Origin of the sequence: Rhodobaculum claviforme (assembly GCF_016653255.1) — a bacterium.
In the GTDB taxonomy this organism is placed as follows: Bacteria; Pseudomonadota; Alphaproteobacteria; order Rhodobacterales; family Rhodobacteraceae; genus Rhodobaculum; species Rhodobaculum claviforme.
Window position 1 is genome coordinate 1 of the sequence record NZ_NHSD01000271.1, and the last position, 20,166, is coordinate 20,166.

General features: G+C 71.8%; 20 protein-coding genes. 14 read left to right on the forward strand and 6 right to left on the reverse strand.

Annotated elements, in window-relative coordinates:
• Positions 1–589: 589 nt before the first annotated feature.
• Entirely contained in the window at positions 590–1,138 is a 549-nt protein-coding gene (locus CCR87_RS10520) for a dihydrofolate reductase family protein (protein WP_201157482.1), read from the forward strand.
• Here the strand turns inward: CCR87_RS10520 and CCR87_RS10525 are convergent.
• Together CCR87_RS10525 and CCR87_RS10530 are read right to left on the reverse strand one after the other, a co-directional pair.
• Positions 1,126–4,215 carry an efflux RND transporter permease subunit gene (locus CCR87_RS10525; protein WP_201157483.1) on the reverse strand — a complete coding sequence of 1,030 codons (3,090 nt, stop codon included), beginning with the start codon at positions 4,213–4,215 and terminating at the stop codon, positions 1,126–1,128. The genes CCR87_RS10520 and CCR87_RS10525 overlap by 13 nt on opposite strands.
• On the reverse strand, positions 4,212–5,363 hold the full coding sequence (locus CCR87_RS10530; RefSeq protein ID WP_201157484.1) for an efflux RND transporter periplasmic adaptor subunit: 1,152 nt from the start codon (positions 5,361–5,363) through the stop codon (positions 4,212–4,214). The genes CCR87_RS10525 and CCR87_RS10530 overlap by 4 nt, the downstream gene beginning before the upstream one ends.
• A gap of 78 nt (positions 5,364–5,441) precedes the next feature.
• Here CCR87_RS10530 and CCR87_RS10535 point away from each other — a divergent pair, with 78 nt between their 5' ends.
• The 4 genes from CCR87_RS10535 to CCR87_RS10550 all read left to right on the forward strand — a co-directional run bounded on the left by CCR87_RS10535 (position 5,442) and on the right by CCR87_RS10550 (position 8,595).
• A complete protein-coding gene (locus CCR87_RS10535; RefSeq protein WP_201157485.1) occupies positions 5,442–6,182 on the forward strand; it encodes a TetR/AcrR family transcriptional regulator in 741 nt (246 codons plus the stop codon).
• Positions 6,183–6,365: 183 nt separating this feature from the next.
• Complete coding sequence (locus CCR87_RS10540) at positions 6,366–7,313, forward strand: sulfurtransferase (protein ID WP_201157486.1); 948 nt, start codon at positions 6,366–6,368, stop codon at positions 7,311–7,313.
• Positions 7,310–8,431, forward strand: a complete 1,122-nt coding sequence (locus CCR87_RS10545; RefSeq protein WP_201157487.1) for a YeeE/YedE family protein — start codon at positions 7,310–7,312, stop codon at positions 8,429–8,431. The genes CCR87_RS10540 and CCR87_RS10545 overlap by 4 nt, the downstream gene beginning before the upstream one ends.
• A complete protein-coding gene (locus tag CCR87_RS10550; RefSeq protein ID WP_201157501.1) occupies positions 8,428–8,595 on the forward strand; it encodes a hypothetical protein in 168 nt (55 codons plus the stop codon). The genes CCR87_RS10545 and CCR87_RS10550 overlap by 4 nt, the downstream gene beginning before the upstream one ends.
• A gap of 109 nt (positions 8,596–8,704) precedes the next feature.
• On the opposite strand, the gene CCR87_RS10555 is transcribed toward CCR87_RS10550, so the two are convergent.
• Together CCR87_RS10555 and CCR87_RS10560 are read right to left on the reverse strand one after the other, a co-directional pair.
• Positions 8,705–8,959, reverse strand: a complete 255-nt coding sequence (locus CCR87_RS10555; RefSeq protein ID WP_201157488.1) for a PepSY domain-containing protein — start codon at positions 8,957–8,959, stop codon at positions 8,705–8,707.
• 141 nt (positions 8,960–9,100) lie between these two features.
• Entirely contained in the window at positions 9,101–10,318 is a 1,218-nt protein-coding gene (locus tag CCR87_RS10560) for a hydantoinase/carbamoylase family amidase (protein WP_201157489.1), read from the reverse strand.
• Positions 10,319–10,434: 116 nt separating this feature from the next.
• Between CCR87_RS10560 and CCR87_RS10565 the strand changes: the two genes are divergently transcribed.
• From CCR87_RS10565 to CCR87_RS10600, 8 genes are all read left to right on the forward strand, one after another.
• Positions 10,435–11,442: an NADP-dependent oxidoreductase gene (locus tag CCR87_RS10565; protein WP_242511952.1), complete on the forward strand. Its 1,008-nt coding sequence runs from the start codon at positions 10,435–10,437 to the stop codon at positions 11,440–11,442.
• 283 nt (positions 11,443–11,725) lie between these two features.
• A complete protein-coding gene (urtA, locus tag CCR87_RS10570; RefSeq protein ID WP_420850171.1) occupies positions 11,726–12,973 on the forward strand; it encodes an urea ABC transporter substrate-binding protein in 1,248 nt (415 codons plus the stop codon).
• 113 nt (positions 12,974–13,086) lie between these two features.
• Positions 13,087–15,012, forward strand: coding sequence for an urea ABC transporter permease subunit UrtB (gene urtB, locus CCR87_RS10575; RefSeq protein ID WP_201157500.1), 1,926 nt, complete (start codon positions 13,087–13,089; stop codon positions 15,010–15,012).
• A 2-nt stretch (positions 15,013–15,014) separates the two neighbouring features.
• On the forward strand, positions 15,015–16,190 hold the full coding sequence (gene urtC, locus CCR87_RS10580; RefSeq protein WP_201157492.1) for an urea ABC transporter permease subunit UrtC: 1,176 nt from the start codon (positions 15,015–15,017) through the stop codon (positions 16,188–16,190).
• Positions 16,187–16,927, forward strand: coding sequence for an urea ABC transporter ATP-binding protein UrtD (urtD, locus tag CCR87_RS10585; protein WP_201157493.1), 741 nt, complete (start codon positions 16,187–16,189; stop codon positions 16,925–16,927). Before urtC ends, urtD begins: the two co-directional genes overlap by 4 nt.
• 2 nt (positions 16,928–16,929) lie before the next feature.
• A complete protein-coding gene (gene urtE, locus CCR87_RS10590) occupies positions 16,930–17,625 on the forward strand; it encodes an urea ABC transporter ATP-binding subunit UrtE (RefSeq protein ID WP_201157494.1) in 696 nt (231 codons plus the stop codon).
• A gap of 60 nt (positions 17,626–17,685) precedes the next feature.
• Complete coding sequence (locus tag CCR87_RS10595) at positions 17,686–17,931, forward strand: hypothetical protein (protein WP_201157495.1); 246 nt, start codon at positions 17,686–17,688, stop codon at positions 17,929–17,931.
• Positions 17,932–17,949: 18 nt separating this feature from the next.
• Entirely contained in the window at positions 17,950–18,612 is a 663-nt protein-coding gene (locus tag CCR87_RS10600) for an NAD(P)-dependent oxidoreductase (protein ID WP_201157496.1), read from the forward strand.
• 13 nt (positions 18,613–18,625) lie between these two features.
• Here CCR87_RS10600 and CCR87_RS10605 read toward each other — a convergent pair whose 3' ends face one another.
• Positions 18,626–19,027, reverse strand: a complete 402-nt coding sequence (locus CCR87_RS10605) for a type II toxin-antitoxin system VapC family toxin (protein ID WP_201157497.1) — start codon at positions 19,025–19,027, stop codon at positions 18,626–18,628.
• Positions 19,027–19,269: a type II toxin-antitoxin system Phd/YefM family antitoxin gene (locus CCR87_RS10610; RefSeq protein ID WP_201157498.1), complete on the reverse strand. Its 243-nt coding sequence runs from the start codon at positions 19,267–19,269 to the stop codon at positions 19,027–19,029. Before CCR87_RS10610 ends, CCR87_RS10605 begins: the two co-directional genes overlap by 1 nt.
• Before the next feature lie 135 nt (positions 19,270–19,404).
• On the opposite strand from CCR87_RS10610, the gene CCR87_RS10615 reads away from it, so the two are divergent.
• Positions 19,405–20,166 (forward strand): NAD(P)/FAD-dependent oxidoreductase (locus CCR87_RS10615; RefSeq protein WP_201157499.1); only part of this gene is annotated, 762 nt, incomplete at its 3' end.

The following is a 20,166-nucleotide window of genomic DNA, read 5'->3' on the forward strand; positions in this document are numbered from 1 at the left end:
CGCCGCACAGGCCCGCTGCCGCGCCATGCCCGGTCGCGGGGGCGCGGCAGCGGGCCTGTGCGGCGTCGGGGTGGGGTCGGGCTGCGCCATGGGCGCCGGTATGCCCCGCTTGCGCGGCCCGCGACAACCCCCGCGACAACCCCTGCGCGACCTGTCCGATTGGCAGGGAACGTTCCGGAGGAAGCCCGCGTTTTATCCTTTGCGTCCTCCACGCAGGGGCCGGTTTGCGGTAGACTGGTCGCATGCAGGTACGAGTGCGAAAGGTTTCCAGTGATGGCCCAAGATCCCGACGACGCCATGTTCGAACATCTCTTCGGCAGCTTTGATGCGCCCCGACGGCGCCGCATGGGCCCGCGCGCGGTGGCCGGCGGCGCGCAGGAGCGGCCTTCCGGACCCGAGCCCAGATCCGAGCCCAGATCCGAGCGGAGCCCGGCGCGGGGGGCAGGGCACACGCCGCGTCCGGTCCCGGTGCCGCCCGCGACCCGCGTGGCCGTCTGCGGATCGCGGGCCGCGGGGCAGGACGGGCCGGTTGCCGTGGCCAATCCGGACCGGCATAGGGGGCGCATCCCCCCGCGCCCCGGAGACGCCGATGCCCCGCCCGCACTTTACCCTGACCGTTGCCACAAGCCTTGACGGGCTGATCGCGCGGGCCCCTGACGATGCGCCGCATCTGTGGGCCTCGGCCGAGGAACAGGCGCTGTTCTTCGCCGATGTGGCGGCCGCGGACTGGGGGGTGATGGGGCGCAACACCCACACCGTGGCCGACCGCCCGGACCGGCGGCGGATCGTGTTTTCGTCCCGCGGCGGCGGCTGGATGCGCCCGACGCAGCTGTGGCTGGACCCCGCCGGGCTGACGCCGGGCGATCTGGCACGGCGGGTGGCCGGGGTGCGGGCGCTGGGAAACGGGCTGATCCTGGGGGGCACGGCGGTGCATGACTGGTTCCTCGACCACCGCGCCATCGACCGTGTGCACCTGACGGTGGAGCCGGTGCGCTTTGGCACCGGCCTGCCGCTGTTTTCCCGCCACCCCGGCCCGGCCGAGGATGTTCTGGCGTCGCTCGGGTTCCGCCGCACCGCCAGCCGCGTGCTGAACGCGGCCGGCACCCGTCACAGCATCTGGGAACCTCAGGCGGGCTGAGAGCCCGCGGGCCTGGGTGCCGCGGCCTCGGGTTCCTCGGGCGGGGGCGCGGGAACGGGCCGGGCGATCAGCACATAGAACGCGGGCACCACGAACAGCGTGAACACCGTGCCCACCGTGATCCCGGAAAAGATCACCAGCCCCATGGCAAAGCGCGCGGCCGCCCCCGCCCCTTCGGCCACCATCAAGGGCACCACCCCCAGCGCGGTGGCCGCCGTCGTCATCAGGATCGGGCGCAGGCGCAGGCGGGCGGCGGCGACCATCGCCTCGGCCCGGTCGGCGTTCTCGGCGCGCAGCTGGTTGGCGAACTCCACCAGCAGGATGCCGTGCTTGGTGATCAGCCCGATCAGGGTGATGATCCCCACCTGGGTATAGATGTTCAGCGTCCCCAGCCCGAGGTTCAGCGGCACGATCACGCCGAAGATCGACACCGGCACCGACATCAGCACGATGAACGGGTCGCGCAAACTCTCGAACTGGGCCGCCAGCACCAGATAGATCACCACGATGGCCAGCACGAAGGCGACGGCGACGGTGTTGCCCTCGCTCATCTCCAGCCGGGACTGGCCCTCGTAATCCAGAAAGAAGCCGTCCGGCAGCTCAGCCCGGGCGATTTCCTCCAGGGCGGCCAGCCCGTCGCCGGTGGAGGTGCCGATCATCGGCAGCGCCGTCAGCGTGGCCGAATTCAGCTGGTTGAACTGCTCCACCGCCTGCGGGGCGGTGCGGGTGACGATGTCGGCCACCGCCGACAGCGGCACCAGTTCGCCGGTCAGCGCGCGCAGGTGGATCTCGCCCAGGCGCTCGGGGTTGTCGCGGTATTCGTCGGGCACCTGGATGATGACGTCATAGGACTGGCTGTCGCGGTCGAACCGGGTCGCGGCGCCGTCACCCACCAGGATCGACAGCGCGCGCCCGATCTGGGCGGCGGGAATGTTGAGGGCGGCGGCGCGGTCGCGGTCGATCTCCACCAGCACCTGCCGGGTGTCGAACGACATGGAGTTCTGCACCACCAGGAACCGCCCCGAGGCCTGCGCGGCCTGGCGGATGCGGTCGGCGACCTCGAACACCTCCGAAGGGGCGCCGGTGGACTGGATCACCAGCCCGATCGGCAGGCCGCCGCCCGCGCCCGGCAGGGTGGGCGGCGCGAACACGAACGCCTCCACCCCGGCCACCGGGCTGATGCGGCCCTGGATGTCCTGCTGGATCTCGGCCTGGGTGCGGTCACGCTCGGCCCAGTCCTTGAACGCCCACAGCTTGATCGCGGAATTGGTCGCCCCGCCGAAGCCCACGATGGAGAAATCCGCGCGCAGCTCCTCGATGTCGGCGGTCGCGGCGCGCATCTGGCGGATGTAGTGGTCGGTGTAATCCACCGTGGCATAGGCCGGCGCGTTGACGAAGGAAAACAGCGCGCCCACGTCCTCCTCGGGCGCGAGTTCGCCCGAGGTGTTGACGAACAGGAACCCCGTCAGCCCCGCGATCCCCGCCACCAGCACCACCGTCACCGCCGTGAACCGCAGCGACCCCGCAAGCCGGCGCGCGTACCACCCCTCCAGCCGGGCGAACCCCGCATCCAGACGGCGCTGGAACCGGTTGCCCGCACCGCCCGGCCGCAACACCCGCGCCGCCATCATCGGCGAGATCGTCAGCGCCACCACCCCCGAGATGAACACCGCCCCCGCCAACGCCGCCGCGAATTCCCGAAACAGCTGCCCCGTCAGCCCGCCGATGAAGAACAGCGGCAGGAACACCGCGAACAGCGTCGTCAGCATCGCAAGGATCGCGGTCGACAGCTCCTGCATGGCGGTGAACGCCGCCTGCATGGGCGACTGTCCGTCGTCGATGTGGCGCTGGACGTTTTCGACCACGATGATGGCGTCATCCACCACCAGCCCGATCGCCAGCACCATCGCCAGCAGCGTCAGCAGGTTGATGGAATACCCCATCACGAACAGCACGAACAGCGTGCCCACCAGCGACAGCGGGATCGCCACCAGCGGGATCGACACCGACCGCACCGAGCCGAGGAACAGCAGGATGATCACCGCCACGATCACGGTCGCCTGCACGATGGTCAGCAGCACCTCGTCGATGGAGGCGGCGATCTGCTCGGTGGCGTCGTACATCAGCTCCATCGTCATGCCGTCGGGCAGGCTGTCCTGCAACGCCGGCAGTTCGGCCAGCACATTGGCCGACACATCCAGCGGGTTCGCCCCGGGGCTGGGGAACACCGCGATGAAGGTGCCGGGATCGCCGTTGAACGTCACCACGATGTCGGTCGACGCCGACGCAAGCTCGATCCGCGCGACGTCACGCAGCCGCACCACGTCGTTGCCCGATCCCGCGATGGGCAATTCGCCGAACGCCTCGGGGGTCTGGAGGGTGGAATCCATCGTGATGGCCGAGGTCACGAATTCCCCCCGCGTCCGGCCGGGGGCCGCGAGGAAGTTGGCATCCGTGATCGCCTGCTGCACCTCTCCGGCGGTCAGGCCCTGCCCCGCCAGCCGCACCGGATCGACCCACACCCGCATCGCAAAGGTGGAGGCGCCCAGCACCTCGGATTCCGCCACCCCCTCGATGGTGGACATGCGCGGCACGATCACCCGCTCGATGTATTCGGTGACCTGCTCGGCCGACATCTGCGGGTTCTGGACCGCGAAATACATGGTGGCAAAGGTCTGGCCGGTGCCCTTGACGATGGTGGGGTCCTCGGCCTCGGGCGGGAGTTGCGAGCGGACCTCCTGGACGCGGGACATGACCTCGGCCATGGCCACGTCGGGGTCCTGGCCCAGCCGCATCTGCACGGTGATGACCGACGCCGAGGGGCGCGATTGCGAGCTGACGAAATCCACCCCCTCGGCGGTGGCGACGGCGGTGGCGATGGGGGCGGTGACGAACCCCTGGATCAGCTCGGCCGGCGCGCCGGGATAGACGGTGGTGACGGTGATCACCGTCTCGTCGACCTCCGGATACTGGCGGGTCTGCAACCCGGCCAGCCCCATCAGGCCCAGCAGCACGATCATCAGCCCCAGCACGGTGGAGCCGACGGGCCGCTTGATGAACGGATCCGCGATGCTCATGGGCGGGCCTCCGCCGGGGGAATGGCGTCGCCGTCGGCCGGCATCTCGTCGCCGGGGCCGGGGCGCGGGGTTTCGGTTTCCGCCAGGCTCACGGCCGAGCGGTTGGACAGCCGGTTCTGACCCGAGGACACCACGCGGTCGCCCGGCGCGATGCCCTCGGTCACCTCCACCCGGCCGCCGTCGCGCCGGCCCAGGGTGACGAACACCTGCCGCGCCTCCAGCGTGTCGTCCTCGCCGTCGCGGTCGCGCACGACAAAGGCGAAATCGCCGAACAGGCTGGTGGTCACGGCGGTCTGCGGCAGGGCGATCACGCCGTCCTCCTCCGGCAGGTCGATGCGGACGCGGGCGAACTGGCCCGGCGTCAGGGCGCGGTCGGGGTTGTCGATGCGCGCGCGCACCGCCACCAGCCGCGAGCCGGGATCCACGCGCGGGTCGATACCGGTGATTTCCCCGTCAAAGCTGCGCGGATCGCCATCCACGCGGACATGCAGCCGCTGGCCGATCGCCAGCTGCGGCAGCGCCTGTTCCGGCAGGCTGAAATCCACCCGCATGGTGTCGAGGTCCTGCAACGTCGCCACCGCCGTCCCCGGCGAGACATAGGCCCCCCGGTCCACCCGCGACAGCCCGATGGTGCCGTCGAACGGCGCCACCAGACGGCGCTGGCCGATCACCGCCTCGGCGCGGGCGACCTGGGCAGTGGCGGCATCGAAGGCCGCGCGGATCTGGTCCAGCCGCGCATCCGACGCCACGCCCCGGCTTTGCAGTTCCTGCTCGCGCGCCAGATTGGCGCGCTCCAGCGCCAGCTGGGTCTGCGCCGCCGTCAGGTCGGCCTGCTGGACCTCGTCATCCATCTGCAGCAGCAGCTCGCCCGCCTGCACGTCGGCGTTGGCCTCGAACGCGATGGCGCGCACGATGCCCGCGGCCTCCACCGTCAGCTCCACGCCCTGGGCGGCGTTGATGGTGCCGATGGCCTGGAGGGTGGGGCGCCAGACCACCGCCTCGGCCAGCACGGTTTCCACCGGCAGGACCTGCTCGGGGCGGTCGGCGAGGAACTGCGCGATCATGCGGTCGCGAAAGATGTTGAAGCCCACCAGGCCCCCACCCACGAGGGCAAGCACCAGAAGGGCTATGATCATGCGCTTGGTCATGGGGGTCCGTGGGGGTTGTGGCAGGGTTGCCGGAGGCGCTATACCGTCCGGACGGTCAAGTCAACGCAAAGGCCCGCCATGCCCGACACAGCCCCCCGGCACGGCTGCACAGATGATGCGCAGCCCCGCACGGGCAAGCCCGACCCCCAGAAACCCGACACCCGCAAAGCCGACACCCCGAAGCCCGACACCCGCGCGCGGCTGGTGGCCGCCGCAAAGGCGCTGGCGCGGCGCGACGGGCCGGGGCACCTGTCGCTTGATGCGGTGGCGGCCGAGGCCGGGGTCTCCAAGGGCGGGTTGCTCTATCACTTTCCCACCAAGGCGCATCTGCTGGAGGCGCTGGTGGCCGACCACCTGCACCAGACCGAGGCCGCGCTGGACGCCGCAAGCGGGCGCGCGGATGGCGTGGCCGACGCGATGGCCCGCGACACGCCCGACAAGCAGCCCGCCAAACGGCCCGACAGACGGCCCGACAGACGGCCAGACAGGCTCATCGACGCCTATCTGGCGCGCTACCTGCACGATTGCACCGACGGGCCGCCGCCGTCTCCGGCGCATCTGGCGGCGCTGGCGGATCATCCGCAGCTGCTGGCGCCGGTGGGCGCGCGCGAACGGGTGTTCCTGGACCGCATCCGCGCCGATGCCCGCGACCCCGAATTCGCCACGCTGGCGTTCCTGGCGGTGCATGCGCTGCGCGCGATGCGCCTGCTGGGCACCCGCGTTCTGAACGACGCCGAGGAGGCCGCGCTGGTGAGCGCCCTGCGCGCGCGCCTCGGCCCGCAGGAACCGCAGGAACCGCAGGCGGAACCGGCGAAATAGGGCCGCACGTTCGGCCCCCGCCGCCGGGCGCGGGACATCCGTCCACCGCCCCGGCCCGCGCCGGAACGCCTGTCGCACCCGGACCCGCCCGCGCGGGGCCGCATCCGCGACCCTGCACTTTTCATCGCGAAAAAACCCGTTAAGTCCCCCCGTGACCCCTTATCGCAGTTCCCGGAGGACACCATGCGCCACCGCCTTGCCACCCTGTCCCTTGCCGGGGCGCTGCTTGCGGGCGCCTCGGGCGCCGCGCTGGCCGCGCCGCCGGGCTGGGCGCCGCTGCTGGAGCCCGCGGCGCTGGCCACGATGCTGGAGGACGGCGGCGACGACATCCGGGTGATCCACGTCACCGGCGATTTTGCCGCCGGCCACATCCCCGGCGCGGCCCACGCCCCCTATGCCGAATGGCGCGGCCCGCCGCAGAACCCCGGCGCGATCCGCCCGGCCGAGGAGTTCGGGGACCTCCTCCGCGCGCTCGGGATCGACGCGCAGACCCCGGTCGCGGTCGTGCACTCGGGCGCCAACACCACCGACATGGGCGCCGCCGCGCGGGTGTACTGGACGCTGAAGTCGCTGGGCGTGGAGGATCTGGCGCTGGTCAACGGCGGGTTCGCCGCCTGGGCCGAGGCCGGCCTGCCGGTCTCCACCACCCCCGCCGAGATCGCGCCGTCGGACTTTGCCCCCACCTGGTCCAACGCCTGGCGCGTCACCACCCAGGAGGTCGAGGCCCGCGTCGCCGACGGCACTGCCGACCTGATCGACGCCCGCCCGCAGGGCTTCTTCGAGGGGCGGCTGTGGTCCATCGCGCGCGGCGGCACGATCCAGGGCGCCGGCAACCTGTCGCACGAGGTCTGGTTCGACGGCACCCGCATGCGCCCCCCCCACGAGGTCGCGCAGATCGCCGCCGAGCGCGGCGCGCAGGCCTCGCTCACCGTGTCGTTCTGCAACACCGGGCACTGGGCCGCGACCAACTGGTTCGCCCTGTCGGAAATCGCGGGCGTCCCCGACACCCGGCTTTATGCCGAAAGCATGGCCGAATGGACCGCCGCCGGGCGCCCGCTGGACAACGCGCCGGGGCGGCTGTCGGTCTATGTCACCCAGACCCGCAACTGGATCGTGGGGATCTTCGGATGATCGCGCGCAGGGTTGGATTGACGGCGTTCGCGCTGGTGCTGGTGGGGCTGACCTTTGCCTGGGCGGGGCCGCGGGCGGCGTTCCTGGTGGCCATCGGCCTCGGCTTCGGGCTGGTTCTGGAGGGGTTGCGCTTCGGCTTTGCCGGGCCGTGGCGGGCGATGGTGGCCGATCGTGACGCGCGCGGCCTGCTGGCGCAGCTGGGCGCCATCGGGGTGACGGCGGCGGTGGCGCTGCCGCTGCTGGCCATGGCCCCGAACGAGCTGTCGGGCGCCCACGCCCCCGTCGGCATCGGCATGATCCTGGGCGCGTTCGTGTTCGGCATCGCCATGCAGATCGTGCTGGGCTGCGGCTCGGGCACGCTGGTCAACGCGGGCAGCGGCAACATCGTGGGGCTGGTGGCGCTGGCGGGCTTTGTCGCGGGCAGCTTCGCGGGCACGCTGCACCTGGGCTTCTGGACCGGGCTGGGCACCTTGCCCACGCTGACCTTGCAGGGCATCGCCGGGCCCACGGGCGGGCTGGTCCTGACGCTGGCGGGGCTGGCGGCGGTGGGCGCCGTCGCCTGGCGCCGGGCCGAGGCGGGCAAGCGCATCCCCCCCGTGCGGCTGTGGATCGCCGCCGGGCTGATCGCGGTGCTGGCGATCCTGAACCTGGTGGTGGCGGGGCAATCCTGGGGCATCGTCTATGGGCTTGGCCTGTGGGGCGCCAAGGTGGCGCAGGCCGGCGGCGCCGATCTGGCCGCCACCGCCTTCTGGTCGGCCCCCGCCAACGCCGAGCGTCTGGGCGCGTCGATCCTGACCGACGTGACCTCGCTGACCAACATCGGGCTGATCGCGGGGGCGTATCTGGCGATGCGCTGGAAATCCGATCCGGGCGCCCCGCCCGCGGCGCTGACGGTGCCAAGCTGGGTGGCGGTGCTGGTCGCGGGTCTGGTGCTGGGCTACAGCGCGCGGATGGCGTTCGGCTGCAACGTCGGCGCGTTCTTCAGCGGCATTTCCACCGGCAGCCTGCATGGCTGGGTGTGGTTTGCGGCGGCCTTTGCGGGCTCCGGGCTGGGGTTGCGGCTGCGGCCGCGCCTGCTGGTGCAGCGCGCCATGATCCACAGGGGGCAACCGGCATGAGCATCACCCGTCCCACCGTGGGCCTGATTGCGCTGGCGCTGGTCGCGGTGCTGGTGGGGGCCGACGCGCTGCTGTCGGCGCCGATCGACCCGTGGGAGGTGCCGCCGCCCGCCGCCCTCGGCTCGGGCCAGGCGCCGGCCGGCGCGCACTGCTCGGCGGGCTGAGGCGCGCCGGACCGCCATCACACGCCCCCGGCCCACCGCCGGGGGCGATCCGCGTGCCCGCCGCGCCATTTCCGGGGCCACCTCCGGGGGCGGGCCACGGCGCCCCGCCTCAGCGGCGGGTCTCTCCGGTGACGGGGTCGAGCTTCAGTTCAACCTTGGCGCCATCGGCACGGCGGTACTCCACCTCCCAATAGCCGTCGTCGTCCCATTCGACCTCCTCGAAATAGGCGACATCGCCCGACGCCTCGACCTGCGCGAGGATCTCGGACAGCGGCAGCGCGTCGGCGGGCGGCGCGACATCAGCCAGCGCGGGCAGCGCAAGGCTCAGGGCCAGGGCGGCGGACAGCGGAAGGGCACGGCGCATGGGATCTCCTTGGGATTGCGTGTTACCGGCGGTCATGTGGGCGGCGCGACACGCGGGCACAACCACCCCGCCCGGCACCCCGGCCCGGATCGGCAAGGCGTTGCCGACACCCTGAATGCGCCCGCCCCGCCCTCGCCCCGTTCAGATCGCGTTGGAGATCCGGGTGACGGCGGCACCCAGCGTCCGCAGCGCCAGCGCGAGGTCCTCGCGGCGGGTGTCTTCGGCGGGGTTGTGGCTGATGCCGCCGATGGAGGGGGCAAAGATCATCGCACTTGGCAGCACATGCGCCACGTTGGAGGCGTCGTGCAGCGCCCCCGAGGGCATCGTCCGCCAGCGCCCCGGTGCGGTGGCCTCGGCGGCCTCGGCCAGGGCGGCGCGCAGGCGCGGGTCCAGCGCGGTGGGCGCGACGGCCATGCTCTCGGTCGCCTCCAGCGTCAGGCCGCGCGCGGCGGCGATGCCTTCGGCCAGCGCCAGCACCCGCGCCGCCAGCGCATCCAGCAGGGCCGCGTCGGGGTCGCGCATCTGCACCGTGAACCCCACCGCCCCCGGCACGATGGACGGCGCGTTGGGTTCCACCACCACCCGGCCCAGCGTCCAGACGGTGCGCGGCCCGACCATGTCGGCAAACGCGTCGTTCACCGCGCCCGCCAGCGCGATATAGCCCTGCAGCGCATCGCGGCGCAGGGCCATCGGCGTGGTTCCGGCGTGGTTGGCCTCGCCCTCCAGGCGCATGGTCCACTGGCGCGAGCCGACGATGGCCTCCACCACGCCCACGGCCTCGCCGGCGGTGTCCAGAACCGGGCCCTGTTCGATGTGCGGCTCGATGAAGCCGATGAAGCGCGACGGCGGCACCACGCCCAACGGCGCGATGTCGGCCACCCGGGCGCGGGCCTGTGCGAAGGTGATGTCCTCGGTGCCGTCGCCGTCGGGGTTGGGGTCCATCGCCGACAACGGCGCAAGGCCCGTCCACACGGTGGAGCCGGTCAGCCGGCCCCAGCGCCCTTCCTCGTCCTGGAACGACACCACGGCGATGCGCGGGCCGCCCGCCGCGATGGCCGCGCGCGCAAGCTCCAGCCCGCAGGCCACCCCCCAGGCGCCGTCCAGCCACCCGCCCAGCGGCTGCGTGTCGCTGTGCGATCCCACCAGCAGGCACGGCGCATCCCCCGGCGGCAGCCCGAACAGGTTGCCGCAGGCGTCCACCGTCACCTCCAGCCCGGCCGCGCGCATCCGGCCCGCCAGCCAGGCGCGCGCCGCCACATCGGCGTCGGAAAACGCCCGCCGCGCCACCCCCGTCCCCTGCCCCCCGATGGTGCGCAGGTGGTCAAGGTCGGCGAGCATACGGTCGGGGTCGATCTGCATGGGGTCCTCCTTCGGGTGGCGGCAGGCTGGCACGGGCGCCGGGCGGCATCAAGGCGGGGTTTGACAGCGCCCGGGCGGCCTGCGAGGTCAGGGCCGACGCAACACGGGGGATGCCGATGAACCGCCAATGGGTCCTGGACCACCACCCCGACGGCCCCGCCACGCCCGCCACCTGGCGGCTGGAGGACGCGCCCATGCCCGAACCCGGCCCGGGCCAGATCCTGGTGCGCACGCGCTGGCTGTCGCTGGACCCCTACATGCGGGGGCGGATCGCGCCGGGGGCGAACTATGCCGCGGGCGTCGCCCCGGGCGAGGTGATGCAGGGCGGCGGCGTGGCCGAGGTCGTCGCCTCCAACCACCCCGGCTGGGCGGTGGGCGAGATGGTCGAGACCATGGCCATGGGCTGGCGCGAACACGCCGTGCTGGACCCCGACCGCCCCGGCACCGCGCGCGCCAACCGCATCCCCCCCGGCATCCCCCCGCAGGCAAGCCTGGGATGGGCCGGGATGCCGGGGCTGACGGCGTTTGTCGGCCTGACCGAGATCGGGCGGCCGCTGCCGGGGGAAACCGTCGTGATCTCGGCCGCGTCGGGCGCGGTGGGGCAGGTGGCGATCCAGATCGCGCGGCTGATGGGGGCGCGGGTGGTGGCCATCGCGGGGTCGGACGACAAGCTCGCGCATTGCCGGGACCTGGGCGCGGCCGAGGTCATCAACCACCGCACCGCCGACATCGGGGCCGCGCTGGACGCGGCCTGCCCCGGCGGGGTGGATGTGTTCTTCGACAACACCGGCGGGCCGATCCATGACGCGGTGATGGCGCGGCTGGCCACCCATGCGCGCGTCATCATCTGTGGCCGGATCGCGGTGGTCGACCAGCCCGCCGACCGCGACATCGGCCTGCGCGCCAGTTCGCGGATGATCGTGACGCGCGCGCGGGTGCAGGGGCTGGTGGTGTTCGACTGGTGGCATCTGCGCGACGCCGCCCTGTCGCGCCTGGCGCAGTGGCACCGCGACGGGCACATCACCTTCCGCGAGGACGTGCTGGAGGGATTCGAGCGTGTGCCCGAGGCGTTCTGCCGGATGATGGCGGGCGCGAACTTCGGCAAGCAGCTCGTCCGGCTCTGACCGCTTGCGCGCGCCGCCCGGTTTGCGGGCGCGCGCCGGACATTCCGCCTGAATTGCGGGCACCACACAGCCGCCGCCCGGCCACCGCCGCGCGCCGCGCGTTGCGCCGCGCCAACGCCATGCAACAGCTTGCATCCGGGCCGCACACATCTGCGGCCCAGGCACAAGAACATGGCAGCGCCCGCGCGGGTCCGACCCCCGCGCCAGCGGCCGCGCACCGACAGGAGGATGTCACATGCCCACCCCCCGCACGCTTCTGCCCGCCGGGGCCGTCGCCGCCCTCATGGCCGCCGCGGCCCCCCTGCAGGCGCAGGACGTCTCCTGCCCGATCCAGGTGGGCGTGCTGCACTCGCTCTCCGGCAGCATGGCGATTTCGGAAACCACGCTGCGCGACGTGATGCTGATGCTGATCGAGACGCAGAACGCCGCCGGCGGCCTGCTGGGCTGCGAGCTGGAGGCGGTGGTGGTCGACCCGGCCTCCGACTGGCCGCGCTTTGCCGAACTGACCCGCCAGCTTCTGACCGTCAACGAGGTCGACGTGATCTTCGGCGCCTGGACCTCGGTCAGCCGCAAGGCGCTGCTGCCGGTGCTGGAGGAACTCAACGGGCTGATGTTCTATCCGGTGCAGTACGAGGGGCAGGAATCCTCGCGCAACGTGTTCTACACCGGCGCCGCGCCCAACCAGCAGGCGATCCCGGCGGTGGAGTATTTCCTGGAAGAACTCGGGATCGAGGTCTTCGCGCTGCTGGGCACCGATTACGTCTATCCCCGCACCACCAACACCATCCTGCAGTCGTTCCTGTCCGAGAACGGCATCCCCGACGAGAACATCTTCGTCAACTACACCCCCTTCGGCCACTCCGACTGGTCCACCATCGTGTCGGACGTGATCGCGCTGGGGGCCGGCGGGCAGCGGGTGGGCATCATTTCCACCATCAACGGCGACGCCAACGTGGGCTTCTACAACGAACTGGCGGCCCAGGGCGTCAGCGCCGACGACATCCCCGTGATCGCGTTCTCGGTCGGTGAGGAGGAGCTGTCGGGCCTCGATACCTCGCGGCTGGTGGGGCATCTGGCGGCGTGGAACTACTTCATGTCCGCCGACACCCCCGAGAACGAGGAGTTCATCGCCGCCTGGCACGCCTTCATCGGCGACACGAACCGCGTGACCAACGACCCGATGGAGGCGCATTACATCGGCTTCAACATGTGGGTGAACGCGGTGGAACAGGCCGGCACCACCGACGTCGACGCCGTGCGCGAGGCGATGTGGGGCCAGGAGTTCCCCAACCTGACCGGCGGCATGGCGGTGATGAACCCCAACCACCACCTGTCCAAGCCGGTGCTGATCGGCGAGATCCGCGCCGACGGGCAGTTCGACATCATCTCCCAGACCGAGGAGATCCCCGGCGAGGCCTGGAGCCCCTTTGTCGCCGACAGCGCGCATCTGACCAGCGACTGGCAGACGCTGGGCTGCGGGATGTTCGACACAAGGACCGAAACCTGCGTCCAGATCGGCTCCAACTTCTGATCCACGCGGGCGGGGGGTGCGCCCCCCGCCCCAAGCCCGAGAGGGGGCCGTCGATGATGCCGCGTCCGATCCGGGCGGCGTGCCGGTGGGCATGGCTGCTGCCGCTGTGGCTGATGCTGTGGCTGATGCTGTGGGCGCCGTCCCTGTCGGCGCAGGAAGCGCCCCTGCAACAGGTGTTGCAGGGCGTGCAGGCCGAGGTCGCCAACCCCTCCCGCCGCACCGTGCCCGCCGTGCTGTCGGCGCTGATGGACGCCGATCTGGAGGCGACGCCCGCGTTCCTGCGCGCCTGGTCCGAGCGCGAGGTGGTGCAGCGCCCCGAGGACGGCCTGTTCTTCATCGCCCGCGACGGCGAGGGGCGCGCCGTGACCCTCATCGACATCGACACCGGCGCCGAAGTCGCCACCGTCACCAGCCGCGACGTCACGCAAATCCGCCCCAACGCCGGGGTGCGCTCGGAAATCGCCGCGGCGCTGGTGCGGTTCGAGCTGTCCTCGCCCGATCCCGCACGCCGCATCGCCGCGACCGAGGCGATCGCCCGCAGCCCCGACCCCGGCCAGATCCCGCTGCTGCGCGCGGCCATCGGGGAGGAACCCGACCCCGCCATCCGCGCCCGCAAGGAGCGCCTCCTGGCCATCCTGACCGCCCGTTTTGGCACCGGCCCCGAGCGCATCGCCGCGATCGAGGCGCTGGCCGGCGACGTCGGCACCGAGGCGCGCGGCGTCCTCAACCAGATCCTCCAGACCCGGTCCGAACACGCCCCCGCCCTGCCCGAGGGCGCCAATATCGCGCGCGTGCTGACCGTCGGCGTGGACATCGACCCGCTGCGCGCGCATGCCCGGCTGGCCGCCGACGGGCTGGTCGACCCCCGCCCCGGCCGCACCGCCATCCGCGACGCGCTGCGCGCCAATGTCGAGGACGGCGCGGTCGGCGGCATCCCCGTGCACCAGTTGACCACCGAGGACGCCCGCCGCGCCGCCTGGCGCGCGCTGGAGGCCGAAGGCCGCGTCCCCCCCCTGCCGACCGAGGCCGAGATGCGCGCCGCCGTCGACGCCGTCGTGTTCTTCGACCGATACCAGGAGGACGACCCGGCCGTCACCGACGCCGCGCGCGCCGCGCTGGACAGCACGCGCACGCGGGTGGGGCTGTTCCAGGCGCTGAACCTCAGCCTGGAGGCGCTGTCGCTGGCGTCGATCTTCTTTCTCGGCGCCATCGGGCTGGCGATCACCTTCGGGGTGATGCGGGTCATCAACATGGCGCATGGCGAATTCATCATGATGGGGGCGTATACGGGATATGTCGTGCAGACGCTGATCCCGGGCCACACCCTCAGCCTGGCGGTGGCGCTGCCGCTGGCCTTCGCCGTGACCTTCGCCGCGGGCGTGGCGATGGAGCGGCTGGTGATCCGGCATCTGTATACCCGGCCATTGGAGACGCTGCTTGCGACCTTCGGCATCTCCATCGCGCTGCAACAGCTGGCCAAGAACATCTTCGGGCCGCAGGCCCGGCCGCTGACGGCGCCGGACTGGCTGGCGGGCGCGATCCGGATCAACGACATCGCGTCGATCTCCACCATCCGGGTGGCGATCTTCGTGATGGCGGTGCTGTTCCTTCTGCTGCTGCTCTACATCCTCAACCGCACCCGGCTGGGGCTGGAGGTGCGCGCGGTCACGCAGAACCCCGGCATGGCCGCGTCGATGGGGATCAACCCGGACCGCATCAACATGCTGACCTTCGGGCTGGGATCGGGGATCGCGGGCACCGCCGGGGTGGCCATCGGGCTGTTCGCGCAGGTCACGTCGGAAATGGGCGCGAACTACATCGTCCAGAGCTTCATGACCGTGGTGGTGGGCGGTGTCGGCAGCGTCTTCGGCACGCTGGCGGGCGCCGGGCTGATCGGGTTCCTGCAAAAGGGGATCGAGTGGTTCAACCCCGCCAACACGCTGGCGGCCCAAACCTGGATGGTGCTGTTCATCATCCTGTTCATCCAGTTCCGGCCGCGGGGCATCATCGCCCTGAAGGGCCGCGCGGCGGGGGATTGACCATGGCCGACACACCGCGCCGCAGCGTGCTGCGCGACCACCCCTCGGTGCTGTGGTTCATGGCGCTGCTGGGGGTCTTCACCCTCGCCGTCAGCATCCTGGCCGAAGGCTTCGGGCTCGGCGTGATCTCCACCTCGCTGGTGAAGGTGCTGGGGATGACGCTGTGCCTGTGCCTGCTGGCCGTCGCCATGGACGTGGTGTGGGGGTATTGCGGGATTCTGTCGCTCGGGCATTTCGCGTTCTTCGGGCTGGGCGGCTATGCCATCGGCATGTGGCTGATGTACGCGCGCACCGAGATCCTGGTGCGCGAGTCGCTGGCCGCCGGCACCATCCCCCCCACCGAGGCCGAGGTCGCCGAGGCCACCGCCGCGCAGATCTTCGGCGTCGTGGGCAGCTCCGAGTTGCCGGCGATCTGGAGCTTCGCGCATTCCCTGCCCGCGCAGCTGGCGCTGGTGGTTCTGGTGCCGGGACTGCTTGCGCTGGTGTTCGGGTGGCTGGCGTTCCGGTCGCGCGTGACGGGGGTGTACCTGTCGATCCTGACGCAGGCGATGACGCTCGCGCTGGCGCTGCACCTGTTCCAGAACGACAGCGGCCTGCGCGGCAACAACGGGCTGTCGGGGCTGCAGAACATCCCCGGTGCGCTGGACGTGCCGCAGTCGGTGATCGCGATGTGGTTCTTCTGGGCCTCGGCGCTGGCGCTGGGGCTGGGGTATCTGGCCTTTGCCTGGGTGGTGTCGGGCAAGTTCGGCTCGGTCATCCGCGCGATCCGCGACAACGAGGCCCGCGTGCGCTTCCTCGGCTACAACGTGGAGGGCTACAAGCTCTTTGTCTTCACCCTGACGGCGGTGATCGCGGGGATCGCGGGGGCGCTGTATTACCCGCAGGCGGGCATCATCAACCCCGCGCAGGTGGCGCCGATCGCCTCGATCTATCTGGCGGTGTGGGTGGCGATCGGGGGGCGGGGGCGGCTTTATGGCGCGGTGATCGGGGCCGCGGTGGTGTCGCTGCTGTCGAGCTGGTTCACCGGGGGCGGCGCGCCGAACATCGACCTGGGGTTCTACCGCATCGTCTGGACCGACTGGTGGCAGGTGATCCTCGGCCTCGGCTTCGTGCTGGTCACGCTGTTCTTTCCGCGCGGGATCGGCGGGCTGTTCGACTGGCTGGTGAGGAAACAATGACCGCGCTGCTGGAGGTCTCCGACGTTCACGTCACCTTTGACGGGTTCCGCGCCATCAACGGGCTGTCGCTGGCGATCAACGAGCCGGAGCTGCGCGCCGTCATCGGCCCCAACGGCGCGGGCAAGACCACCTTCATGGACATCGTCACCGGCAAGACCCGCCCCGATTCCGGCCGCGTGATCTGGGGCGAGCGGTCGCAATCCCTGCTGGCGATGTCGGAATCCCAGATCGCCCGCGCGGGCATCGGCCGCAAGTTCCAGAAACCCACCGTGTTCGAGGAACAGTCCGTGCGCGAGAACCTGGCGATGGCGCTGAAGGCCCGGCGCGGGGTGTTCAGCGTGCTGGCCTGGCGCGCCGGGCCGCAGGACGCCGCGCGCATTGCCGAGCTGGCCTCCGAAATCGGCCTGGCCGAGCGTCTGGCCCACCGCGCCGGTGACCTCTCCCACGGGCAGAAACAATGGTTGGAGATCGGCATGCTGCTGGCCCAGGACCCGCGACTGCTGCTGGTCGACGAACCCGCCGCCGGCATGACCCCCGCGGAACGCGAACACACCACCCGCATCCTGAAATCCGCCGCGCGCACCCGCGCCGTCGTGGTGATCGAGCATGACATGGAATTCGTCCGCCGCCTCGACTGCCGCGTCACCGTGCTGCACGAAGGGCGCGTGCTGGCCGAAGGCTCGCTCGACCATGTCACCCGCGACGCGCGGGTGATCGACGTCTATCTGGGGCGCTGAGGATGCTGGAGGTGCGCGACCTGACGCTGCACTACGGCGCCTCGCAGATCCTGCATGGCGTGTCGCTGACGGCCCGGCGCGGCGCGGTGACGGCCGTCATGGGCACCAACGGGGTGGGCAAGACGTCGCTTCTGCGCGCCATCGCCGGGCGGCATCCGTATTCGGGCGGCACCATCACGCTGGACGGCGCGCCGCTGGATCACCTGACCGCCGCCGCCGCCGCCCGCGCGGGCATCGCCTATGTCCCCCAGGGGCGCGAGATCTTTCCGCTGCTGACGGTGACGGAAAACCTGCAGACCGGTTTCGCCTGCCTGCCGCGCGCCGACCGCCACATCCCCGCGCGCATTTACGAGCTGTTCCCCGTCCTGCGCGAGATGAAGGACCGGCGCGGCGGCGATCTGTCGGGCGGCCAGCAGCAGCAGCTCGCCATCGCCCGCGCCCTGATCGCCCGCCCGCGCGTGCTGCTGCTGGACGAGCCGACCGAGGGCATCCAGCCCAACATCATCCAGCAGATCGGCCGCGTCATCGCGCTTCTGCGCGACGAGGGCGAGATCGCCATCGTCCTGGTGGAGCAATATTTCGACTTCGCCTACGGGCTGGCGGACGAATTCTGCGTCCTCAACCGCGGCGAGGTCGTGCTGTCGCGCCCCGCAGCCGATGTCACCCGCGCGGAAATCCTGGAGCGCGTCTCGATCTGAAGCCCGCGGTTGCCACGCCGCCCCGCGCGCGTATGTTTGCGGGATCGCACGGAGGGCTGCATGGACACATGGATACGACCGGCGCTGATCCTCGGCGCGGTGGCGGTGCTCATCACCCTCAACGTGCTGGAGTTCCGCGCCAAGCGGCGGGCGGATCGCGCGGCGCTGGACCGCTGGCCGCAGACCGACAGCCCGCAAGCCTGGCTTGCGCGCCGCCGGCACGAGACGCTGCAGAACATCGAACAGGTGCTGCACATCGTCAGCACCGTGCTGATCGCCATCCTGATCGCGGTGCTGACCGCCTGAGACATCCCGGAGGGGGCCATGCAGATCACCATCCTCGGCGCCACCGGCGGCACCGGCCGCGCCGTCACCCGACAGGCGCTGGCGGCGGGCCACAGCGTCACCGCGCTGGTGCGCGACCCCGCCCGCATCGCCCCGGCCGAGGGGCTGTCCGTCGTCACCGGCGACGCGATGCGCGCCCAGGACGTCGCGCGCGCCATGGCAGGCGGCGCGGGCGATCAGGGCGCGCAGGCGGTGGTGGTCGCGCTCGGCGACCGGCCCGGCGCGCTGGACTGGCTTCCGGGGCGGCGCGCCGCGTCGTGCAGCGGGGTGTGCGCGGCGGGCACGCGCCATGTGCTCGCGGCCCTGCCCGAGGGCGCGCGGGTGGTCATCGTCAGCGCCTATGGCGTGGGCGACACCCGCGCCGCGGCGCCGTGGTACATGCGGCTGTATCTGGACCTGTTCCTCGGGCCGCTGATGGCCGACAAGGCCGAACAGGAGGCCGCGCTGAAGGCCAGCCCCGCCGATTTCGTGATCGTGCAACCGGTGGGCCTGACGGATGGCGCGGCCACGGGCAACGCGCTGATCAGCCCCGACGGGCGCATCCGCAGCCAGACGGTGGCGCGTGCCGATGTGGCGGCGTTGGTCGTCGCAAGCCTTGCCGACGGCCGCCACAGCCGCGCCACGCTGTCCATTTCAGGCTGACAGCCCCCCCGCGTCAGAACGGGTTTTCCAGCGCCACCCCGGTGGCCCGGAAATCACCCGTGTTGCCGGTGACGACCGTGGCGCCATGCGCCAGCGCCGTGGCCGCGATCATCAGGTCCGCGCCGGAATGGCCCAGCCGCTGCGACAGCGCCCCCCAGATCCGCGCATCCGCCGCCCCGAACGGCAGGATGCGATCCCCGAACACCCGCAGCGTGCGATCCAGCCACGCCCGCAGATCGGCGGCAAAGGCGGGGTTGGCCACCTCCTGCGCCACGATCCCGCGCTCGATCTCGCCCAGGGTGATGACGCTGAGGAACAGCTCCGCCTCGGCCCGCCCGCGCAGCCAGGCCGCCACCTGCGGCGCGCGGTCGGGCCGTCGCACGGCGGAAATCACGTTGGTATCCAGCACCCACATCAGAACGCGACGTCGCGGGGCCGGACCTGCGCGCGCGCGACATCGCCACCGGGAAACGCCAGCAGATGCTCGGCAAAGCTTTCGCGGCGGACGGCGGCCTCGGCCACCAGGCGGTGATATTCGGCGGCCGACAGCACCACGACGGCGGGCTTGCCCCGGCGCGTGACCTCCTGCGGGTGGCCGGCGATGGCGGCGTCCACCACGGCGGAAAAGCGGTTCTTGGCGTCCTGCAGCGTCCACATCGCGGTGCCTCCAACTGGCTAGCCATCTGGCCAGCAAGATAACCTCCCGGCCCGCCGCCGACAAGGCCCGCTCGCCGCCGGCAAGGCATCGACGCCGCCCCGCGCGATGGCGTAGCCTGCGCGGCGGAGGTGCCCATGAACCCCTTGCTGCCCGACATGAAGACCACGCCCTACTGGTGGGACACCGCAGGCCCCGCGCCGCAGGACGACACCGCCCCCCTGCCCGCCACCACCGAGGTCGCGGTGATCGGCGCGGGCTACACCGGCCTGAACGCGGCGCTGCGCACCGCACGCGGCGGGCGCGACACGCTGGTGCTGGACGCGCAGGCGCCGGGGTGGGGATGCTCGACCCGCAACGGCGGGCAGATCTCCACCGCGATCAAGCCGGATCTGGCGGGGTTGTCGGGCCGCCTCGGCCCCGAGCGCGCCCGCGCCGTGATCGCCGAGGGGCGCGCCTCGCTCGACTACATGGCCACGCTGGTGGCCGAGGAGGGGATCGACTGCGCCTTTGCCATCTGCGGGCGGTTCAACGGCGCCCACACCCCGCGCGCCTATGACGCCATGGCCCGGCGCGCGGACACCGACCCCGACTGCATCGTCATCCCCCGCGCCGAACAGCACCGCGAGATCGCCACCGACGCCTATCACGGCGGCGTGGTGCAGACCCACCACGCCGCGATCGACCCCGCGCGCTATCACCGGGGGCTGCTGGACCGGGTGGGTGCGGCGGGCGCGCGGGTGGTGGGCGACACCCCCGTCACGGCGCTGACCCCCGACGCGGGCGGCTGGCGGCTGGACACCCCGCGCGGGCCGGTGCGCGCGCGCGACGTGGTGGTGGCCACCAACGGCTACACCGGCGCGATCACGCCCTGGCTGCGCCGCCGCGTCATCCCCATC

Coding starts and splice junctions, on each gene's coding strand:
- urtB (WP_201157500.1), top strand. CDS start 13,087: ATGCTGTGGCTGATGCTGTGGGCGCCGTCCCTGTCGGCGCAGGAAGCG.
- CCR87_RS10610 (WP_201157498.1), bottom strand. CDS start 19,269: ATGTGGACGCTGCAGGACGCCAAGAACCGCTTTTCCGCCGTGGTGGAC.
- CCR87_RS10530 (WP_201157484.1), bottom strand. CDS start 5,363: ATGACCAAGCGCATGATCATAGCCCTTCTGGTGCTTGCCCTCGTGGGT.
- CCR87_RS10545 (WP_201157487.1), top strand. CDS start 7,310: ATGATCGCGCGCAGGGTTGGATTGACGGCGTTCGCGCTGGTGCTGGTG.
- CCR87_RS10535 (WP_201157485.1), top strand. CDS start 5,442: ATGCCCGACACAGCCCCCCGGCACGGCTGCACAGATGATGCGCAGCCC.
- urtE (WP_201157494.1), top strand. CDS start 16,930: ATGCTGGAGGTGCGCGACCTGACGCTGCACTACGGCGCCTCGCAGATC.
- CCR87_RS10565 (WP_242511952.1), top strand. CDS start 10,435: ATGAACCGCCAATGGGTCCTGGACCACCACCCCGACGGCCCCGCCACG.
- urtD (WP_201157493.1), top strand. CDS start 16,187: ATGACCGCGCTGCTGGAGGTCTCCGACGTTCACGTCACCTTTGACGGG.
- CCR87_RS10560 (WP_201157489.1), bottom strand. CDS start 10,318: ATGCAGATCGACCCCGACCGTATGCTCGCCGACCTTGACCACCTGCGC.
- CCR87_RS10555 (WP_201157488.1), bottom strand. CDS start 8,959: ATGCGCCGTGCCCTTCCGCTGTCCGCCGCCCTGGCCCTGAGCCTTGCG.
- CCR87_RS10550 (WP_201157501.1), top strand. CDS start 8,428: ATGAGCATCACCCGTCCCACCGTGGGCCTGATTGCGCTGGCGCTGGTC.
- CCR87_RS10600 (WP_201157496.1), top strand. CDS start 17,950: ATGCAGATCACCATCCTCGGCGCCACCGGCGGCACCGGCCGCGCCGTC.
- CCR87_RS10605 (WP_201157497.1), bottom strand. CDS start 19,027: ATGTGGGTGCTGGATACCAACGTGATTTCCGCCGTGCGACGGCCCGAC.
- CCR87_RS10595 (WP_201157495.1), top strand. CDS start 17,686: ATGGACACATGGATACGACCGGCGCTGATCCTCGGCGCGGTGGCGGTG.
- CCR87_RS10520 (WP_201157482.1), top strand. CDS start 590: ATGCCCCGCCCGCACTTTACCCTGACCGTTGCCACAAGCCTTGACGGG.
- urtA (WP_420850171.1), top strand. CDS start 11,726: ATGGCCGCCGCGGCCCCCCTGCAGGCGCAGGACGTCTCCTGCCCGATC.
- CCR87_RS10525 (WP_201157483.1), bottom strand. CDS start 4,215: ATGAGCATCGCGGATCCGTTCATCAAGCGGCCCGTCGGCTCCACCGTG.
- CCR87_RS10540 (WP_201157486.1), top strand. CDS start 6,366: ATGCGCCACCGCCTTGCCACCCTGTCCCTTGCCGGGGCGCTGCTTGCG.
- urtC (WP_201157492.1), top strand. CDS start 15,015: ATGGCCGACACACCGCGCCGCAGCGTGCTGCGCGACCACCCCTCGGTG.